The sequence below is a fragment of the Leifsonia shinshuensis genome (genome assembly GCF_031456835.1).
GTDB lineage: Bacteria > Actinomycetota > Actinomycetes > Actinomycetales > Microbacteriaceae > Leifsonia > Leifsonia shinshuensis_C.
On the sequence record NZ_JAVDVK010000001.1, the window covers coordinates 3,369,558 to 3,388,017 of the forward strand.

An 18,460-nucleotide genomic window follows, 5' to 3' on the forward strand; every position below is an offset into this window, starting at 1 on the left:
TTCCCTGATGAAGAGAAAGTGGTGGTGGCGTTTCGGCGCCGTGGCCGTGGCGGCAGCGCTGACGCTGGTCGGTGTCACGCCGGCGAACGCAGCACCCGCGCCGGCCTGGCGGTCGTTCGGGATCGCGCAGGTCTCCGTGTTCCACGGCGTGCCGAACACGCCGGTGGATGTCTACGTCGACGGCCTCCGGGTCCTCAACGACTTCCAGCCGGGCACGGTCACCGGTCCCTACCTCCTGCCGTCGGGCACGTACCGCCTGGCCATCACGGCGGCGGATGCGCGCAACGACCGCAACCCGGTGATCGGCCCGGTGTCGGTGACCTTCAACCGCAACACCAGCTACACGGTCGCCGCTCACCTGACCGCGTCCGGGGCGCCGACGGCGACGGTGTTCACCAACGACATCTCGACGACTCCCTACGGGACCGGACGGCTCGTCGTCCGGCACACCGCGGCCGCTCCGGCCGTGGACGTCCTGGCCGGTGGGACGCCCGTGATCCGTGGGCTCACCAATCCGAACCAGGCCGCGCTCGTCCTTCCGCAGGGCTCCGTGAACGCCGCCGTCGCGCTGGCCGGAACCACCCAGCCGGTGATCGGCCCGGCGGCCGTGCCGGTGAAGGCGCGGACCGACACGATCGTCTACGCCTGGGGCAGCGCCGCGGCGGGGAATCTGACCGTGGCCGTGCAGTCGCTGCGTCAGGGCGGCCTGCTCACCGTCCCCTGGATGATTCACCGATGACCCGTGACGGGGTCGCGTGCGGCGGAGGCCCGCGGCCCCGTCACGCCCGGGGGAGGAGGACCGGACTGCGATGCGCGTCGTAGAGCGACATGTGGGAGCGACGGTCCACGCCTTCTTCGACGGCCGCTGGTCCCTCTTCCTCGCCGGCCGGGTCTCCACCCGGGGCCGCGAGGATTTCCGCCGCCGGTTGAGCGGTCCGGTCGAGGTGAAGCGAGAGTTCTGCACACCGGTCGACGGGCTGAGCGACGGCGAGCTGTACGACCTGCTGGTGTCCCTCGGTGCGCCGGACGGTTGCGTCCTGGTCAAGGACGGCCTGGTCGAGGACGAGCTCACCAGCCTCCGCTCGGCACTCCGGCGCGTGTGCGTCAGCCGCGAGGGCGCGCTGATCTCGTGCATCCCGGGCCGCCTGGCGTTCCTGCAGTGCGACTGCGGGAGCACCCGGCTGCTTCTGCGTGCCGTTCCCCGGCCGCAGAGCGCGAACGAACCATCTACCCATGACGAGGGGACGAACCGATGAACTGGACTGCGGACGACATCGCGGCCGCACTCGGCGATCTCGCCGAGGCGCTGAGCACCGCGCCGACGGCCGAGCAGGTCGCCCGGCTGACCGCTCAGCTCAGCCGGCGGGAGCGCGCCGTGCTGGCGCTCTTCTTCGAGCGCCTGGCCGACCTGGAGAGCGGCAGCGAAGCACTGGCCAGCTGACCGGCGCCTCCGCCGCGGACGACGACGCCGCGTACGACGACGGCACGTACGACGACGGCGCGTGCGACGACGAATGGATGCGCTCAGCGCGCCAGGCGCCCGTCACCCGTCGATCGGCGTGGCCGTGACGATGACGTTGTCGCGGTAGTGGCCGGTCGACTCGTCGAAGGTGCCGCCGCAGGTGATGAGCACCAGCCGCGCGGGTCCCGTCGCGACGAAGAAGCTGGTCAGCGAGCCGGGCGCCTTCTGCGGCTGGGCTTTGCCGTCCACGCGGAACGTCCGCATCCCTGCGTCGCCCCGCAGCTCGACGACCGTGCCTGCGCTCGCATCCGTGAGCTTGCTGAACGGTCCGATGCCGTCCCACGCGTCGATGTGGGCCACCACGACGATCGAGCCGGACCGGTCGAGCATCCCCGACGAGTAGCGGTACCAGCCGGCGGTGTGGGATGCGGACGGGATGCTGACGTCGCCGCCGGGGGCGAGCCCGACGGGCTCGACCGGCATGTCGATGCCGAGGGAGGGCACGCTCACCCGCGACGGCGGCTCAGCCGGAGCACCCTGCGGGGCGGCCCGGCTGTCGATGTCGGTGCGGGGGACGCTGTCGGGGATGCCGGGCACCGGTGTGGCCGTGGCGCTCGCCGACGGCGTGGGGGCGGCGGCGCTCCGGGTGGCGGCGCGGTCTTCGGGCGACCCCGCCGCGCATCCCGAGAGGGACACCAGCGCGAGGGCGGCGCCGAGTACGGCAGCCGCCCTCGCGTGGTGAGGGGATGGGTGCATCATCCCCGGGCGGACTCCGCACGCTTCCGCCGGACGACCAGCCCGCCGGTCAGTGCTCCTCCGAGGAGCAGCGCCAGGGCGCCGATCCAGAGGGCGGTCTGCTGTGTGGCGGCTGCCTGCTCGGCGCGGAAGGCCGCACCGGTGGTTCCCGCCTGCACACCGTTCGGCGGAGTCCCCAGCCCGTCGACGGTCTGGATCATGAGGGCGAGGTTCTTGTCGGTGGCGCTCCCGTAGGCGTACACGATGGTGTTCGTGCCGTCCTTGACCGTCACGTCGGCCGGCCCGATGAGCGCGGGGTCGGTCGTGCCGGCGGCGGTCACGGAGGCCGAGACGGTCGTCGCGGGCAGGTCGAGCTTCTGCTCGTTCGGGTTGGTCAGGTTGCTGACGATCGGCTTGCCGCCGACCACCACATCCACCGCGGGGGCCGCTGCCACGTGACGGACCGTGAGGCGTCCCTGTCCGGCCGCCGTCGCCGACGTGTCGTTGGTGAACAGCGTCGCCGTCGGCTTGCCCGACGCGTCGAGGTGCGCGACCGCCGAGAAGTCGCCCCCGGCGGTGAGCGGCAGGTCGATCGGGCCGATGACCGGGCTGTCCGTCGCGGATGCCGCGCCGACCTTGGTGATCGAGACGCTGTACGTCCCGGCGGGCAGGGTCAGCGGGCCGGCCATGGTGCCCGGCTGGAAGTTCTTAATGGTGTCCGTGCCGTTCACCCAGACATCGACCGGTGTGCCGGGCACTCCGTGGATGACGGAGAGCTGGGCGTCGGACCCGGCTGCCGTCGCGGGCGCTGCGCCGACGGCCCACGCCAGCGCGGCGACCACCACGGCGGTTGCGGATAGTGCTCTGATCTTCATCGATCCTCCTCGGTAGGGCGGGCGTCGTTTCGCGCCGCATGCCCATACCTTCCGGATGAGAGGGAGATCGGATGCACCCGGCCGGGATCTGCCAGGAAGACCGGAGGTAGCCCGGCCCGGTCGGAGAGCCGTGCCGCTGTCGTCAGCCGGTCGCCGAGAGCCTTCCGCGGACGATGCTGTCGCCCGAGTGCGCCGGGTCGCCGTTGAGGGGCTGCTGGGAGATGTCGACCACGGGGTAGTCCGCCGCGGCGATGTTCGGGGGCATCACGAACCGCCCGCTGCCGCCGTCCAGCAGTCCGACGCTGATCGACTTGGTGAGGTCAGAGTTCATCAGCCAGACCTCGCGGAAGTCCGACCCGTCGGAGTCGACCGCCGGCGAGTCCAGCTTCACGGCCAGCACAGTCGTTCCGTCCGGCTCGCGTTCCATCGTCGCCTTCCCGTTCGACGTCGACCAGGCGGGGAGGCCGGCGAGCGTCGCCTGCGCCTCGACCTGAGGCGCGGCGGGGCGGACGAAGACGAACACGGCGACGAGAGCTGCGACCACGAGCACGGCGGCGGAGGCGACCAGCGCCGGCCAGCGGCGGCGGCCGCGGCGCCCTCTGCGGGGGACGACGTCGCCGGAACGGCCGCCGGGCGTCGCCGAGGATGTCGAAGCAGGCACCGTCGATCGGTCGACGGAGGTCTCGATGAGGGGCGGTTCGAGGGTCAGCTGCGCGCTGATCCGCTCCCACACCTGAGGAGACGGGTCCTGGAGCGGGAAGTCGACCGGCCCGTTCTCGCGGGCGGCCCGCGTGACGCGGGTCAGCCGGTCGAGCTCGCTGCGGCACTCGGCGCAGTTGAGCACGTGCTCGACGTCGGCCTCGTCGACGTCCGGGTCGCCGAGTGCCAGCATCGCGAGCACATCGGGATCGCTATGCGTCATCGGCGTCCTCCAATCGTGCTCGGAGCCTGAGCAGGCTGCGCCGGATGTGACTCTTGACCGTACCCAGCGGAAGGTCCAGTTTGGCTGCGATCTGGCTATGGGTGAGCCGGTCGTAGAAGGCCAGGCGCATGATCTGCTGCGGGATGGGCTCGAGCAGCTCGAGCTCCTGACTCATCGTGACGCTGTCGGCGATCTCGTCCGTCCAGGTCAGCGACTGCAGGTAGACGCTCTCCATCAGGGCCTGCAGTTCGCGTTGCCGCTTCGCGCGGGCCTCGTAGGCGTCCACGATCTTGTGGCGGGTGATCGCCATCAGCCAGGTGCTGAGCTTGGCGCGCTCCGGGTCGAAGCCGGCCCGTCCCTGCCAGGCGGCGACGAACACCTGCTGCGTGACGTCCTCGGCGTCGGCGACATCGCCGAGCGAGCGCAGCGCGAGCGTGTAGACCAGCCGGCCCCAGCGCTGGTACAGCCGCTCGATCGCGTTCACGTCACCGGTCTGGAGGCCGGTGATCAGTGAACGCTCGGTGTCATCCACAGGCTCATCATCGCTCCCCGGGGGCGCACGCGCCAGGGAGGCGGACGCGATCCACAGCGATCACGCGGACTGGCACCGTCACGGATAGCCTGGAGCGCATGCGCCCCGAGCTCATCCATCTCACCGCCGCCGGTGTCAGCGTCCTGCTCGACCTCCGTGGGGGCCAGCTGCCGACCATCCCGCACTGGGGAGCGGCGCTCGGGCCGGTGGATGCTGCGGAGGCCGCCGCCATCGCGGTGAGCGACGTGCGGCCGGTGGCCCCGAATGCGCCCGACGAACCGGCGCGGGTCGCCATCCTGCCCGAGCAGCGCACCGGGTGGCTCGGCCGGCCGGGTCTCAGCGGCAGCCGTGACGGCGCCGACTGGTCGCCGTACTTCCGGGTGGCGGAGGTGACCGTCGGCGACGGCGAGTCCGGGCTGGACGGCGAGCTCCTCACCCTGCCCGCAGGCGGAGGCGTGTCCATCGTCGCCCGGGATGCGACCGCGGCTCTGCAGCTCACGCTCGACGTCGAACTGTCGGCGGCCGGGGTGCTGCGGTCGGCTGCCACGCTCCGGAACGACGGCGACACCTACCGCCTCGACGACCTCGGGATCGCGTACCCGATCCCGGCCCGCGCCCGCGAAGTGCTCGACTTCGCCGGACGCTGGGCCAAGGAGCGCACGCCGCAACGGCGTCCGCTCACGGTCGGCGCGCACGTGCGGGAGGGACGGCGGGGCCGCACCGGCTCGGATGCCGCGACCCTGCTCATCGCCGGCGAGCCCGGGTTCGGTTTCGCCCAGGGCGAGGTCTGGGGAGTCCACACCGCGTTCAGCGGCAACCACCGCCACTACGCCGAGCGCCTGTCCGGCGGCGAGCAGGTCATCGGCGGCGGCGAGCTGCTGCTGCCGGGCGAGATCCGACTGGGCCGCGGCGAGAGCTACCGCACTCCGTGGGTTTACGGCGTCTACGGCGACGGGCTCGACGACCAGGCGCATCGGCTGCACCGTCACCTGCGTGCGCGGGCGCAGCATCCACGTCGCCCGCGTCCGGTCACGCTCAACGTGTGGGAGGCCGTCTACTTCGACCACGACCTCGCCAAGCTCACCGCGCTCGCCGACCGCGCCGCATCGGTCGGGATCGAGCGCTTCGTGCTCGACGACGGCTGGTTCCGGCACCGGCGGAACGACCACGCCGGCCTCGGCGACTGGTACGTGGACGAGGACGTCTGGCCGGACGGTCTCACGCCGCTGATCGACCACGTGCGCGGTCTCGGTATGGAGTTCGGCCTCTGGTTCGAGCCCGAGATGGTGAATCCCGACTCCGACCTGGCGCGCGCGCATCCCGAGTGGATCATGCAGACCGGCGGCCGGCTGCCCGTGGAGTCCCGGCACCAGCAGGTGCTGAATCTCGGCATCCCCGAGGCGTACGCGTACGTCCGCGACCGCATGGCCGACATCCTCGCAACGAACGACATCGCCTACATCAAGTGGGACCACAACCGCGACCTGGTGGATGCGGGGACCGCCCCCGGCGGCGCACCCGGCGTGCACGAGCAGACCCTGGCCGCCTACCGGCTGATGGCCGAGCTGAAGGAGCGCTTCCCCGGCCTCGAGATCGAATCGTGCAGCTCCGGCGGCTCGCGGGTGGACCTCGGCGTGATCGAGCACACCGACCGGGTGTGGGTCTCGGACTGCATCGACCCCCTGGAGCGGCAGGGCATGATGCGGTGGACCCAGCAGCTCCTCCCGCCGGAGCTCCTCGGCGCCCACGTCGCGTCGGCGTACTCGCACACCACCCACCGCCACCACGACCTCGGCTTCCGCGCCGGCTCGGCCCTCTTCGGGCACTTCGGCGTCGAGTGGGACCTGACGTCCGCATCCGACGCCGACCTCGCCCAGCTGGGGGAGTGGATCGCGTTCCACCGCGAGCACCGCGACCTCCTGCACCACGGCGACCTGGTGCGCATGGACGAGCTCGACCCCACCTTCTGGGTGAGCGGAGTCGTCTCGCCGGATCAGCGCCGTGCCCTGTTCTCCCTCGCCTTCCTGGGCCGGTCGGACGCGGCCCCGCTCGGCCGGTTCACGCTGCGCGGGCTGGACGATGAGACCCGCTACCGCGTGGTGCCGCTGACCCTCGGCGACCCCGCCGGCAGCCAGGGGGTGCCCCCGTGGTTCTTCGCAGGACGTGACGACACCCCGACGGCGGCGGACGGCGTCACGCCGCTCTCCCGCCCGCTCGGTGGCCGTGCCGGCCGTGACACCCCCGCTCCCACGGGGATCGAGCTGAGCGGGCGAGCCCTCCGCCGCACCGGCCTTCAGGCGCCGCTCTCGTTCCCGGACCGCGTCTGGCTGCTGAGCGTGGAGGCCGTCTGACCCGGCGTACGGTGGCGGAGGTGCAGACGTTCCTGCCCTATCCGTCGTTCGCCCGCAGCGTCCGCGTGCTGGACCGCGCCCGGATGGGCAAGCAGCGCGTCGAGGCGCTGCAGGTGCTGCGCGCCATCACCGTGCCCGGATACGGCTGGCGCCACCACCCGGTGGCGAAGATGTGGCGCGGCTACCTGCCCGCGCTCACGAAGTACGCCCTCGAGTCGACGGACGCCTGGATCGAGCTGGGCCACGCCGACACCGTGCGCCCGCAGGTGCTGGCGTTCGCCCCCGAGGTGGCGGACCTCCCGCAGGACGAGCTCGACCTGCCCCCGTGGATCGGCGACCCGGCGTTCCACCTGAGCCACCAGTCCAACCTGGTGCGCAAGGACCCCGAGTTCTACCGCCCGCTCTTCCCCGACGTCCCCGACGACCTCCCCTACATCTGGCCCGGCCCCACCCGCGAGGCCGACCTCCTGCCGTAACGGCACGGCCCGTTAGCGCGCGGCGCCTCCGCGCGCAACCTTTATGACGCTCGTTGAGCATCGCTACCGAATGTGACGGCCGGGGATGCGTCGTGTCCGGTGCGGTTCTAACGTCGGCGAGGCACCCATCACCCGTCTCCGCAGCCCGATGTGAAGGACACAGCATGAAGACTCTCCTCCGGGGCGCCGCACTCGCGTCCGTCGCCGCCCTCGCCGTCACCGGCCTCGCCGCCTGCGCCGGCGGCTCCGCAGCCTCCGGCGACTCGTCCTCGAAGAGCCCCGTCTACTTCGGCGTCTCGTCCGCCACCACCGGCCAGTACGCCCAGTACGGCGAGCAGTTCAAGGAAGCGTTCGACCTCGCTGTCGAGCAGGTCAACGCGAAGGGCGGCATCAACGGCCACCCCGTCCAGCTCAAGTACGAGGACTCGCAGTCCGACCCCAAGCAGTCGGTCGCCGTCGCCCAGAAGTTCGTCGGCGACGACAGCGTCAGCCTCGTGTTCGGCGACTACTCGTCGGCAGCGTCCATCCCGGCCTCGCCGATCTACACCGCCGGGAAGCTGGTGCAGTACGGCTTCAACAACTCCAACCCCGACTTCACCGCCAAGGGCACCCAGTACCAGTGGTCCACCTCGATCACCACGAGCGCGACCTACACCTGGACCGCCGACTACATCAAGAAGCAGGGCATCGACTCCGTCGGCGTCAGCTACCTGAACACGGCCGACTGGGGCATCCCCGCGTTCAACGCCTTCAAGGCGGAGGCGAAGAAAGTCGGACTCAAGATCACCGACGCCGAGGGCGTCCTGGACACCTCCGACGACTACCGTCCGTCGCTGACCAAGGCGGTCGCGGGCAAGCCCAAGGCCTTCGTGCACATCGGCTACGGCCCCGACGCCGCCAAGATCGTCACGCAGCTGCGGGCGATCGGCTACGACGGGACCTTCTACGGCGGCCAGGACGAGCAGTCGTTCGACGGCACGAAGGATGCGGAGGGCGCGATCAACGGCGCCGAGTTCCTGTCCTCGAACCCGGCGCCCGAGGTGCAGGCGTTCGTGAAGGCCTTCAAGAAGAAATACCCGCAGGAGGCCGAGGTCACCGGCTTCGAGGCCGGCGCCTACGACGCGCTCAACGTCGCCGTCGCTGCCGCGAAGATCGGCGGGACGGACCGCGCAGGCATCCTCGCCGGGTTCAAGAAGGTGAAGGATGTGCCGAGCGTCGTTTACGGGAAGATCACCTTCGACCAGTCCACGCGCCGCGTGGCCTCGCCCCAGCTGACCCCGAGCATCCTGCGCGACGGGAAGTGGGTCGCGTACAACGGCTGACCCGCCGTCCACACGCACATCATGCTCGACACTCTGATCGCCGGCCTGCTCCGAGGGAACGTCTACGCCCTCGGAGCGGTCGGCATCTCGCTCGTCTTCGGCGTCATGAACGTCGTCAACTTCGCCCAGTTCTCCTTCTTCGGCCTGGGCGCGATGCTGTCGTGGTTCTTCATCGTCAAGCTCGGGCTGCCGTTCTGGCTGGCGCTCGTCGCCGTGCTGGTGGTGTGCGGTCTGCTCGGGCTGCTGATCAACGTCACCGTGGTGCGTCCGCTGGCGAAGTTCCTGCCGCTCGCGGCGATGCTCTCCACCTATGCCATCTCGCTGATCCTCGACAACGCGTCGCAGATCGCGTTCACGGCGCAGTTCCGCGTGTTCCCGGATGTGCTGCCCACGTCGAACCTGCACATCGGCAACATGCGGTTCGGCACCTCCGACCTGGTCATGCTGGGCACCACGGCCGTGATCATGGTCGTGATGACGCTCTTCCTGAAGTACGGGAAGATCGGCCGGGCGATCCGCGCCACCGCGCAGGACCAGGAGGCCGCCCTGCAGATGGGCATCCCGGTCGGCCAGGTGCAGCACGTGTCGTTCGTGATCGCCTCCGCGCTGGGCGGACTGGCCGGAGTGTTCATCGCCCTCTACGTCGGCGTCGCGAATCCGAACTCCGGCCTGGATGTCGGGCTCACGGCGTTCGTCGCGGCGACGCTCGGCGGTCTCGGGTCGCTCGCCGGCGCGGTGATCGGCGGCTTCGTGCTCGGCATCCTGGAGGCGTTCGGCATCCACTTCTTCGGCGACACCGCGCGCGAGATCGTGGTCTTCGTCATCCTGATCGTGGTGCTCATCGTGCGCCCGGGCGGCCTGCTCGGCAAGGTTCCGCTGATCTCGACGGAGCCACTGACCGGCACGTTCCTCGGCAAGGGGCGCCCGATCCGCATCCCGCGCTGGGTGTGGCTCGTGGCCTTCGTGGTCGCGGGCGTCGCCGTCCCGCTGTTCGGGAACGGCTACCTGCTGACCACCGGGACGCAGGTGCTCATCTACGCGATCATCGCCGCGGGCTTCACGGTCACCGCCGGACAGGCGGGCGTGCTCGCTCTCGGACAGGCGGGCCCGATCGCGATCGGCGCGTACGCGTCGGCGCTGCTCACCCTGTACGTGCACGTCCCGTTCTGGGTCGCGCTCCCGCTGGCGGGCATCGCGGCGGCGGTCGTCGCGTCCATCCTCGCCTCGCCGATCTGGGGCGTGAAGGGCCACTACATCTCGATCGCGACGCTCGGTCTCGGCATCGCCATCGTCGCCGTGATCCAGCTGGTGCTACCGCAGGGGCTCTACAACATCCCGGTCCCGGAGTGGTTCGGGACGCCGCTGAACACCCCGCAGGCGTACTACCTGATCGACTTCGTGGTGCTGGCGTTCACGCTGCTCGTCATGTGGCGGCTGCGCTCGTCGCACCTCGGGAAGGTCATCTCGTCGGTGGGCTCCGACGAGGTCGCGGCGCTGGCGTCCGGCGTCCGCGGGCGCAACTACAAGGCGCTCGCCTTCGCGGTCTCCGGCTTCTTCGCCGGGATCGGCGGTTCGCTGCTCGCCCACCAGTACACGTACATCGACCCGACGATCTTCACCATGCTGATGTCGCTGCTGGTCGTGACCATCGTCATCCTGGGCGGCATCAACCTTCCGTACGGCGCCGTCGTCGGCGCCATCGTGCTGATCGGTGCGATGGAGCTGCTCCGGTTCACGCCGGAGCTGCGCATCATCGTCTACGGCCTGGTCCTCATCCTCGTGGTGCGGTTCCGGCCGGGAGGGGTCCTGGTGAGGAACGCATGAGCGACGTGCTGCTGGACGTGCGCGACCTGGAGCGTCACTTCGAGGGCCTGGCCGCGGTCGACGGGATCTCGTTCACGGTCGGACGCGGCGAGGTCGTGTCGATCATCGGGCCGAACGGCTCGGGGAAGACCACGACGCTGAACCTCGTGACCGGCGCCCTCCGGCCGAACGGCGGGACCATCGCGCTGGACGGCGAGCGGATCGACCGCGCGGACAGCGCGAAGATCGCCGAGCACGGGATCGCGCGGACCTTCCAGAACGGGCGGGTCTTCGCGACGCTGTCGGTCGCCGACAACATCGAGGTCGGCCTCCACTCGACCCTCCGGGCGAACCGGCCGTTCCGGAGGCTCTCGAACCTCTTCCTGCTGCGCTGGGTCCCGCTGCTCGCGGAGCTGTACATCGCGATCGTCGGCACTCCCGCCTCCCGCCGGGAGCAGCGCAGGATCGACGAGGTGATCGCAGCCGAGATCGACCGCTTCGAGGCGCGCCTCGGGCCCCGCCGCGACGACCCGGCGTACTCGCTCAGCTACGCCAACCGGCGTCGCACGGAGATCGCCCGCGCGCTCGCCCTCGACCCCAAGCTGCTCGTGCTCGACGAGCCGACCGCCGGTATGAACCAGTCCGAGACCGCCGAGGTGCTCCAGCAGCTGCTCGAGCTGAAGGCGGCGGGGCAGACCATCCTGCTGGTGGAGCACAAGCTCGACCTCGTGATGACCGTGTCCGACCGCGTGATCGTGATGGACGGCGGCCGCATCATCGCGCAGGGCCGGCCGGAAGAGGTCCGCCGCGACACGGCGGTCGTCGAGGCGTACCTGGGCCGCCGCCGCGGGCTCGGAGGGGTGGACCTGGTATGACCGAGCTGCTCGCCCTCGACGACGTGAACGTCTACTACGGACCGTTCCACGCCCTCCGCGGCAACACCCTGACCGTGGGGGAGGGGGAGATCGTCTCGCTGCTCGGCGGCAACGCGAGCGGCAAGTCCACGACGATGAAGACCATCCTGGGCCTGGTGCGGCCGCGCACGGGCACGGTCCGGTTCGCCGGGGAGGACATCACGCAGGCCTCCACCCGCCGCCGGGTGCGGGCGGGGATCGCCTCGGTGCCCGAAGCGCGTCGCGTGTTCCCCGAGATGACCGTGGACGAGAACCTGATCGCGGGCGCCTACACCCGCCGCGACAAGGCGGGCATCGCCGAGGACCTCGACCGGATGCGCACCCACTTCCCGCGGCTCGCCGAGCGTCGCAAGCAGCAGGCGGGGACGCTGTCCGGCGGCGAGCAGCAGATGCTCGCGTTCGCCCGGGCCCTGATGAGCCGGCCGCGACTCGTCTGCATGGACGAGCCGACGATGGGCCTCTCGCCGAAGCTGGTCGACCAGGTGCTCGACGAGATCGTGCGCATCAACCGCGAGCTCGGCGTGGCCGTGCTGTTCGTCGAGCAGCAGGCCGAGCTCGCGCTGTCGATCGCTTCGCGCGGGTACGTGCTGGCGACCGGCGCGATCGTGCTGCAGGGGACCGCGCGCGAGCTGCTCGACGACCCGCAGATCCAAGAGGCGTACCTCGGAAAGGCAGTGTAGACAGTGACCACCCCTTCGAGCGGACGGACGCGGCTCGGATTCTTCACCCGGCTCCTCGACGACGGCACCGCGCAGCAGCGGTACCGCAACGCGCTCGACCAATTCGTCCGCGCCGAGGAGCTCGGGTTCGATTCCGTGTGGGTGGCGCAGCACCACTTCCATGAGGACGAGGGCGGCCTCCCGTCCCCGTTCGTGCTGCTCGCGCAGGCGGCGGCGCGCACCTCGCGCATCCGGCTCGCAACGGGGATCGTGACGTTGCCGCTCGAGGCGCCGCTGCGGGTGGCGGAGGATGCGGCGGTGCTGCAGCTGCTGTCGGACGGCCGGGTGGAGCTGGGCATCGGCTCCGGCGGAACGCCCTCGTCGTTCCCGCCCTTCGGGTACGACTCGGCGGACCGCGCGGCCATCTACGACCGCCACCGCGGAATCCTCGAGGACGCCCTCCGCGGCGACGTTCTCACCACGGACGGCGGCACGCTGTACCCGTCCGCCCCGGACCTCCTCGGCGTGATCTGGGAGGCGACGTTCTCCGCGGCCGGCGCCGAGCGGATCGGTCGCCGGGGCAACGGACTCATGCTCTCCCGCACCCAGCCGCGCCCGCAGTGGGACGGGCCGTCGTCGCCCGAGCTGCAGGAGGCCATCGTGGATGCGTACCTCGCCGCCCTGCCGAACGGTACCGCCCCGCGCATCCTGGCCTCCCGGTCGGCGCTCGTCGTCGACACCGAGGAGGAGGCGGCGCGCTGGATCCAGCGCGGCATCGAGCGCAGCGCCGGCTACCTGCGGTCGCAGCGCATCGAGGTGCCGGACGGCGTGTCCGACACCGAGCTGCTGGCCTGGCTCGACGTGCACGTGGGGACGCCGGAGCAGGTGCTGGCCTCACTGCGGACGGACACCGTGCTCCGTCGCGCCACCGACGTCGCGTTCCAGCCGCATCCCATCGACCCGTCGCACGACGCGGTGCTGCGATCGCTGGAACTCCTCGCGACGCGCGTCGCGCCCGAACTCCTCGGCTGGTCGCCCGAGCGCCCCTGACCCGACCGTCCCCGATCGAAAGGATCACCATGACCGACGTCATCGACCGGCTCGTCGGCATCGCCCCCGGCGACGCCCTCGACACCCTTCGCGACCAGCGGCCCAGCGCCCGGGCGAACGCCCAGGCCAGCTACGACGCGCTGTTCCACGCGGACGAGCTGGCGCACGTGGCCCAGCGGGAACGCCTCGCCGTCGCCTACTGGACCGTGGCGCTGTCCCAGTCGCCGACGTCCGCGTACTACCGCGACCTGCTGGCCGCCGAGGACGCGCCTCTGCTGCAGGCGCTGGAGTCGGCGCTGCCCGGCGCGGTGACCAGCGGCCCCTACGGCTCGTACCCGGAGGGACCGCTGAGCGTCGAGGATGTCGCCGGCCCGATCTGGCAGCCGGATGCGGCACTCGCGGCCGCCGTCGGGGACAGGCTCGCCGCCGCGCTCGCCCACACGCACCTCCTGGTCTACCGGCCGCGGGACTCGTCGCCGGCCGCGATCCAGGCCCTGCTCGACGCCGGGTGGTCGGTCGACGGGATCGTCACGCTGTCGCAGCTCGTCGCCTTCCTCAGCTTCCAGCTCCGCGTGGTCGCGGGCCTCACCGTCTTGAAAGGAGAGCTCGCATGAGCGAGACCGTCATCCAGCACACGTTCGAGGCGCCCAACGTATTCACGCAGGAGGAGCTCGGCTGGGAGGCGTGGCTCCCGCCGCTGCCGCTCGAGGAGCTGACGGACCGGCACTACGACGGCCTGGTCGACCGCGGGCGCGCCAACAGCCCGTACTTCCGCCTGCTGGTGCGCGACCCCGACATCCTGGGGGCGCGGACGCGCACGGACAACGACATCTTCTACAACGAGAAGGGCGGCCTGACGCGGGCACTTCGTGAGCTGTCCGCCACGGCCGCCTCGCGCACCAACGGCTGCATCTTCTGCGCGTCCGTCCACTCGCGCTTCGCCAGCCACAAGTCGAAGCGGCCCGAGGACGTGCAGCGCCTCCTCGACGAGGGAACCTCGGCGCGGCAGGACGACCCGCAGTGGCGCGCCGTCATCGACGCCTCGGTCGCGCTGACGCGCATCCCGGACGAGTTCGGTCCGGAGCACGTGCGCGCGCTGCGTGACGCCGGGCTGGACGACGTGGCGATCATCGACGCCATCAACGGCGCCGCCTTCTTCAACTGGGCGAACCGCCTGATGCTGTCGCTGGGGGAGCCGACGCCTCCTGCCGAGAAGCGCTAGGCGCGGCTCCCGCAGCGGTCAAGCGGCGAGCTGCGCCGCCGCCGTGAACAGCGGGGCCGCGACGTGCTCGCCCTGGCCGACGCACACGTAGAAGACGAACTCGACGGGGGCGGCGACGGCGACGATCGCGCTGACGTCGCTCCACGGGTCGTCGGGCAGGTCGGCGACCCGCCCCATCTCGAGCGCACGGCGCTCGGCGTCGCGCGCCGAACCCTGCACGGTGAAGAACGCGTCGAGGGCGTCCTCGTCGTCGGCGTCCGCCAGCCAGCCCACGAGCGGGGTGGCGGTGCGGTCGCTGACCGGGACGGACTCGAACAGGGCCTCGGCCATGACCTCGAGCGAGGCGCTGGTCTGGACGAGGCGCGGCTGCGGCGGCAGCGCGCGAGAGGTGATGGCGATCCAGCCGCCCGCCGGAACATCGTTCAAAGCGGTGAGTAGCTGGCCGGAAATGACAGGACTGAGCTTTCGCAACATGGAAGTTCGGGTACTTTCCACACGGCGTCCGCGCGCGCGGGCACGGTTCCCCCCAACGCGCCACCGAACGCAACCAATATACGGGTAAGGTGCGTCGCCCCCTGCGGGGTGACGAGGTGGCACAACGCCCGCCGGAGTTTCGGGTTCCAGCGGGTTGTCCCCAGCATAGGACCGTGTCCGCGAAAGTGCGGACACCCATACGGGGGTCAAAACAGGGGAAATTCTGATCCCTGGCGGACGGGTCAGGCGTGCAGGACCGAGCGGTCGACGACCGCCGGCCCATCCGCCTCCTCGGCCGCGGCCTCGGCGTCGGCGAGTTCGAAGAACACGCCGACGACCTCCGGGGTCAAGTCGTCCGGGAGTACGACCGCGTAGACGGGGACGTTCACGCTCGCCGGAACTGCTGCGCCGCCGGGCAGTCGAAGGGATCCCGCGCGGCGAGGCCGACGCGGTTGAGGTACCGGACGACGATGCGGTACGAGTTCACGAGGCCGGTCTCGGTGTACGGGATGTCGTGCGCGGCGCAGTGCTCGCGCACGAGGACGCGGGCGCGGGCCAGGTGCGGACGCGGCATGCTCGGGAACAGGTGGTGCTCGACCTGGTGGTTGAGGCCGCCCATGAGGGCGCTCATCGACCAGCCGCCGCGGATGTTGCGCGAGGTGAGGACCTGCTTGTTCAGGAAGTCGACCCGGGTCCCCGCGGGGAGGATCGGCATGCCCTTGTGGTTGGGGGCGAACGACGCGCCCATGTAGAGGCCGAAGACGGCGAGCTGCACGCCGAGGAAGGCGAACGCCATGCCCAGCGGGAGCATCAGGAAGACGATGCCCACATACACGCTCAGGCGGACCGCGATCGCGACCAGCTCACCGGTGCGACGCTCGACCGGCCCACGGGCCAGGAGCGATCGCACGGACGTGATGTGGAGGTTGACGCCCTCCAGCAGGAGGAGGGGGAAGAAGAGGTAGCCCTGGCGCCGGGTGATGGCGGCCATCAGGCCGCGCTGCCGTGCGGCGTCCTCCTCGACGAAGGAGATGGTGTCGAACGCGATGTCGGGGTCTTTGCCGACCGTGTTCGGATTGGCGTGGTGGCGCGTGTGCTTCGTCATCCACCACTGGTAGCTCATGCCGACCAGCCAGGTGACGATGAAGCGTCCCGCCCGATCGTTGGTCGGGCCGGAGGAGAAGACCTGGCGGTGCGAGGCCTCGTGGCCGAGGAAGGCGAGCTGGGTGAAGAGCAGGCCGAAGACCGCGGCGATCAGCAGCTGGAACCAGGAGTCGCCCAGGAGGACGAACCCGACGCCGGCGCCGATGAGCCCTGCCACGAGCAGCGCGAACACCGTGATGTAGAAACCGCGGCGACGCTCGAGCAGACCCTCGGCGCGGACGCGGCCGAGCAGCTCGTTGTAGGTGCTGGTGACAGAGGGTCGGTCTCCCGTTCGCGCTTGCGTGCGTCGCACGGGACCGAGGGTGGCAGTGGTCATGTATTCCTCCGCTGTGTCGAGCCGACTTCACAGCCGAGGTATGGGCAAAACGCCCGAGATGATGCAAGCGTATGCTCGCTTGCTGGGTGTTGGCGGCGAGGTGCCCGACCGTTTCCGGCCGGGCACCGCGGCCATCAGAGAGGGCGGATGTTCGCAGCCTGGGGACCCTTGGGTCCCTGGGCCACGTCATACTCGACCTTCTGGTTCTCGTCGAGGTTGCGGAAGCCGCCGGTGGAGGCGATCTCGCTGTAGTGGGCGAAGACGTCGGCGCTGCCGTCATCCGGGGCGATGAAGCCGAAGCCCTTTTCCGAGTTGAACCATTTGACGGTGCCTTGAGCCATCGTTTTTTCCTTTTTCATGTTGTGGGAGCCGGATGATCGGCTCCGCTCGCCGCGCCCGATCGGGCGTGGACGTCGTGGGCCGCCGCGGAGTGTGCGGCGGTCGGTCGTGGGGTGTCGCAGCAGAGCCTGGGCTCCGGCGATCGTGGGTGCTGTGCCGAGGTTGAGCGAACGGCCGTCGAGGACGCGGAACGCACCCTCTTCGAGGAGGGCGACGCCGGCGTATTCGTCGTCGGCCGTGGCGACCCAGACGGTGTCGTCAGCTCGGCGCCAGACCAGTGCGGCCTGGGGCCGCGAGTCGGTGATGATGGTGAGTCCTTTCGCCCCGGTCGGGGCGGACGATCGCTGCTCCCGGTCGGTACGCGGGAGGACGGGGATCGTGGTGATGAGAAGGGGTGAGCGTGTCGTTCGGGCCGGCACATCGATGTGAGAAGACGGCCCCGCACGCGACACCCGGATGGGAAACCGGTTCTGATGCGGGACCATCTCGTCACACGATCAGAAACGCATGATCAGATCCGGCGGACGAGGACACTCGAACGCGCGAACCGCCCCCAGACTACACGGGATTGCCGTCCGTGCACCCGGAAGTCTCTCAGGCGGGCGCCGGTTCGGTCGCGAACGACTGCTGTTCGGTCTCGACGACGAGACCGCGGGAGCTGCCGGCCGACTCCGCGAGGAGGGCGAGCCACTCCCGGTTGAGCGCGGGTGTGCGGGACCCGTCGAAGTGGAAGCGCAGGCTGCTGGCCGGGTGGATCCAGATGCTGGTCCGCCCGCCGCCGGCGGAGCTCCTGTCCCTCCAGGACATGGCGAAGCTCTGCCCGTGCCGGAGCTTGTTGACGATGACGACGTGCAGGTGCGCGAGCGTACGGTCGTCGATCTCGAACTCGTGGTTCTCGTAACTGAGGAAGCCGATAGTGGTGCCCTCCTGGATCGGTCCGGATGGTGGCGAAGCAGTCGCTGCCGAACGAGCCTTCACATCAACCGGAGGGTGTTCCACTAGTCTGGCCGCGCCCACCGACACCGCGCGACCCGGCCGGGCCGATTGCCAGGAGGTACGGATGGGGCTCCCAACAATGCCTTCATAGGGGGCGCATTCTTTGACACTGCGATTTCTCCCCGGGGAGGATTGACCATCGTGGCGGGGTCACGCCGACCGGCCGATCATGCAAGAAACCCCCCGCTGCGCGAGGGGTTTCTGAGATATGCACGCCAGTCCAAGCCCGGCGCTCGAGAGCACGCTACAGGCCCGCACGCCGCCTCGTCAACCGCCGCTGCACCGGCTGGCCGGAAGGGCGAGACTGGCGACGTATCTCTCCGCAGCAGGGGGAGATCCTCGCCGTGCGACCGACCTTTATCTGTGGGCGAGTCACGTATCGGGCGCCTTGCACGCGCAGCTCTCCTTCGTCGAGATCGCGGTCCGCAACGCGATCGACGAGCGGCTCGCGGAATGGAATGCGGCGAGTGACGTCGTCGCTCAGCTGATGTTCGGCACCTGGGTCAAGATCGTCCGGCCCCTGTCGCCGACCGAGTCTCCCTCACGGCAGCAGTTCCTCTGGGCCGCGGCGGTGTCGCACGCGTTCCCCCACGCTCCATCCGGTGACGACAGCCGCGTTGCCATCGGAGATCAACTCGACCGCCTGCGCCGCCTCCGGAACCGGGTCGCGCATCACGACAACTTGCTCGACGTCGCGCTGAAGCACCGGCTCAACGGCATGCTGTCGTTGCTCGCCAGCCTCCATCCGGACTATCCGCCACTGGCGGTCGCGCGCAGCACGCTGCGGCAGTTGATCGGCGACGATCCCCGCCGTACCTGGTAGGCGGCGGGCGCCCGATTCGGGGGTT

At 70.4% G+C, this 18,460-nt stretch carries 22 protein-coding genes; 13 read left to right on the plus strand and 9 right to left on the minus strand.

Going from position 1 to position 18,460, the window contains the following annotated elements; genetic code table 11:
- Positions 1 to 7 precede the first annotated feature (7 nt).
- From J2W45_RS16490 to J2W45_RS16500, 3 genes are all read left to right on the plus strand, one after another.
- The gene (locus J2W45_RS16490) at positions 8 to 739 is read left to right on the plus strand and encodes a DUF4397 domain-containing protein (RefSeq protein WP_310134026.1); all 732 of its coding nucleotides are present in this window, start codon (positions 8 to 10) and stop codon (positions 737 to 739) included.
- 91 nt (positions 740 to 830) lie between these two features.
- Positions 831 to 1,256 (plus strand): hypothetical protein, encoded by a 426-nt coding sequence (locus tag J2W45_RS16495; protein ID WP_310134028.1) that lies wholly within the window; start codon positions 831 to 833, stop codon positions 1,254 to 1,256.
- A complete protein-coding gene (locus J2W45_RS16500) occupies positions 1,253 to 1,441 on the plus strand; it encodes a hypothetical protein (RefSeq protein WP_310134030.1) in 189 nt (62 codons plus the stop codon). The genes J2W45_RS16495 and J2W45_RS16500 overlap by 4 nt, the downstream gene beginning before the upstream one ends.
- Positions 1,442 to 1,543: 102 nt before the next feature.
- Here the strand turns inward: J2W45_RS16500 and J2W45_RS16505 are convergent, their stop codons facing one another.
- From J2W45_RS16505 to J2W45_RS16520, 4 genes are all read right to left on the minus strand, one after another.
- Positions 1,544 to 2,218, minus strand: a complete 675-nt coding sequence (locus tag J2W45_RS16505) for a class F sortase (RefSeq protein WP_310134033.1) — start codon at positions 2,216 to 2,218, stop codon at positions 1,544 to 1,546.
- Positions 2,218 to 3,072 (minus strand): DUF4397 domain-containing protein, encoded by an 855-nt coding sequence (locus tag J2W45_RS16510; RefSeq protein WP_310134034.1) that lies wholly within the window; start codon positions 3,070 to 3,072, stop codon positions 2,218 to 2,220. The genes J2W45_RS16505 and J2W45_RS16510 overlap by 1 nt, the downstream gene beginning before the upstream one ends.
- Positions 3,073 to 3,214: 142 nt before the next feature.
- The gene (locus tag J2W45_RS16515) at positions 3,215 to 3,994 is read right to left on the minus strand and encodes an anti-sigma factor (RefSeq protein WP_310134035.1); all 780 of its coding nucleotides are present in this window, start codon (positions 3,992 to 3,994) and stop codon (positions 3,215 to 3,217) included.
- Positions 3,984 to 4,526: a sigma-70 family RNA polymerase sigma factor gene (locus tag J2W45_RS16520; RefSeq protein ID WP_310134037.1), complete on the minus strand. Its 543-nt coding sequence runs from the start codon at positions 4,524 to 4,526 to the stop codon at positions 3,984 to 3,986. Before J2W45_RS16520 ends, J2W45_RS16515 begins: the two co-directional genes overlap by 11 nt.
- A gap of 98 nt (positions 4,527 to 4,624) precedes the next feature.
- On the opposite strand from J2W45_RS16520, the gene J2W45_RS16525 reads away from it, so the two are divergent.
- From J2W45_RS16525 to J2W45_RS16565, 9 genes are all read left to right on the plus strand, one after another.
- Positions 4,625 to 6,877 (plus strand): alpha-galactosidase, encoded by a 2,253-nt coding sequence (locus tag J2W45_RS16525; protein ID WP_310134040.1) that lies wholly within the window; start codon positions 4,625 to 4,627, stop codon positions 6,875 to 6,877.
- Between the two features lie 20 nt (positions 6,878 to 6,897).
- Positions 6,898 to 7,353: an MSMEG_6728 family protein gene (locus tag J2W45_RS16530; protein ID WP_310134043.1), complete on the plus strand. Its 456-nt coding sequence runs from the start codon at positions 6,898 to 6,900 to the stop codon at positions 7,351 to 7,353.
- 164 nt (positions 7,354 to 7,517) lie between these two features.
- Positions 7,518 to 8,675: an ABC transporter substrate-binding protein gene (locus J2W45_RS16535; RefSeq protein ID WP_310134046.1), complete on the plus strand. Its 1,158-nt coding sequence runs from the start codon at positions 7,518 to 7,520 to the stop codon at positions 8,673 to 8,675.
- Between the two features lie 21 nt (positions 8,676 to 8,696).
- Entirely contained in the window at positions 8,697 to 10,499 is a 1,803-nt protein-coding gene (locus J2W45_RS16540; RefSeq protein WP_310134049.1) for an ABC transporter permease, read from the plus strand.
- Positions 10,496 to 11,353, plus strand: coding sequence for an ABC transporter ATP-binding protein (locus J2W45_RS16545; RefSeq protein ID WP_310134052.1), 858 nt, complete (start codon positions 10,496 to 10,498; stop codon positions 11,351 to 11,353). The genes J2W45_RS16540 and J2W45_RS16545 overlap by 4 nt, the downstream gene beginning before the upstream one ends.
- Positions 11,350 to 12,072: an ABC transporter ATP-binding protein gene (locus J2W45_RS16550; protein ID WP_310134053.1), complete on the plus strand. Its 723-nt coding sequence runs from the start codon at positions 11,350 to 11,352 to the stop codon at positions 12,070 to 12,072. The genes J2W45_RS16545 and J2W45_RS16550 overlap by 4 nt, the downstream gene beginning before the upstream one ends.
- Before the next feature lie 3 nt (positions 12,073 to 12,075).
- The gene (locus tag J2W45_RS16555; RefSeq protein WP_310134055.1) at positions 12,076 to 13,101 is read left to right on the plus strand and encodes a putative FMN-dependent luciferase-like monooxygenase; all 1,026 of its coding nucleotides are present in this window, start codon (positions 12,076 to 12,078) and stop codon (positions 13,099 to 13,101) included.
- Between the two features lie 29 nt (positions 13,102 to 13,130).
- On the plus strand, positions 13,131 to 13,715 hold the full coding sequence (locus tag J2W45_RS16560; RefSeq protein ID WP_310134058.1) for a CMD domain protein: 585 nt from the start codon (positions 13,131 to 13,133) through the stop codon (positions 13,713 to 13,715).
- Positions 13,712 to 14,323 carry an alkylhydroperoxidase domain protein gene (locus J2W45_RS16565; protein WP_310134061.1) on the plus strand — a complete coding sequence of 204 codons (612 nt, stop codon included), beginning with the start codon at positions 13,712 to 13,714 and terminating at the stop codon, positions 14,321 to 14,323. The genes J2W45_RS16560 and J2W45_RS16565 overlap by 4 nt, the downstream gene beginning before the upstream one ends.
- An 18-nt stretch (positions 14,324 to 14,341) precedes the next feature.
- Here the strand turns inward: J2W45_RS16565 and J2W45_RS16570 are convergent, their stop codons facing one another.
- The 5 genes from J2W45_RS16570 to J2W45_RS16590 all read right to left on the minus strand — a co-directional run bounded on the left by J2W45_RS16570 (position 14,342) and on the right by J2W45_RS16590 (position 17,594).
- On the minus strand, positions 14,342 to 14,749 hold the full coding sequence (locus J2W45_RS16570) for a hypothetical protein (RefSeq protein ID WP_310134063.1): 408 nt from the start codon (positions 14,747 to 14,749) through the stop codon (positions 14,342 to 14,344).
- A gap of 290 nt (positions 14,750 to 15,039) precedes the next feature.
- Positions 15,040 to 15,186 (minus strand): hypothetical protein, encoded by a 147-nt coding sequence (locus tag J2W45_RS16575; RefSeq protein WP_310134066.1) that lies wholly within the window; start codon positions 15,184 to 15,186, stop codon positions 15,040 to 15,042.
- The gene (locus J2W45_RS16580) at positions 15,183 to 16,277 is read right to left on the minus strand and encodes a fatty acid desaturase family protein (protein WP_310134067.1); all 1,095 of its coding nucleotides are present in this window, start codon (positions 16,275 to 16,277) and stop codon (positions 15,183 to 15,185) included. The genes J2W45_RS16575 and J2W45_RS16580 overlap by 4 nt, the downstream gene beginning before the upstream one ends.
- 134 nt (positions 16,278 to 16,411) lie before the next feature.
- Positions 16,412 to 16,618 (minus strand): cold-shock protein, encoded by a 207-nt coding sequence (locus J2W45_RS16585; protein ID WP_310134070.1) that lies wholly within the window; start codon positions 16,616 to 16,618, stop codon positions 16,412 to 16,414.
- Positions 16,619 to 17,210: 592 nt separating this feature from the next.
- Complete coding sequence (locus J2W45_RS16590) at positions 17,211 to 17,594, minus strand: DUF7882 family protein (protein ID WP_310134073.1); 384 nt, start codon at positions 17,592 to 17,594, stop codon at positions 17,211 to 17,213.
- A gap of 406 nt (positions 17,595 to 18,000) precedes the next feature.
- Between J2W45_RS16590 and J2W45_RS16595 the strand changes: the two genes are divergently transcribed.
- Positions 18,001 to 18,435 carry a hypothetical protein gene (locus J2W45_RS16595; protein ID WP_310134074.1) on the plus strand — a complete coding sequence of 145 codons (435 nt, stop codon included), beginning with the start codon at positions 18,001 to 18,003 and terminating at the stop codon, positions 18,433 to 18,435.
- Positions 18,436 to 18,460 lie beyond the last annotated feature (25 nt).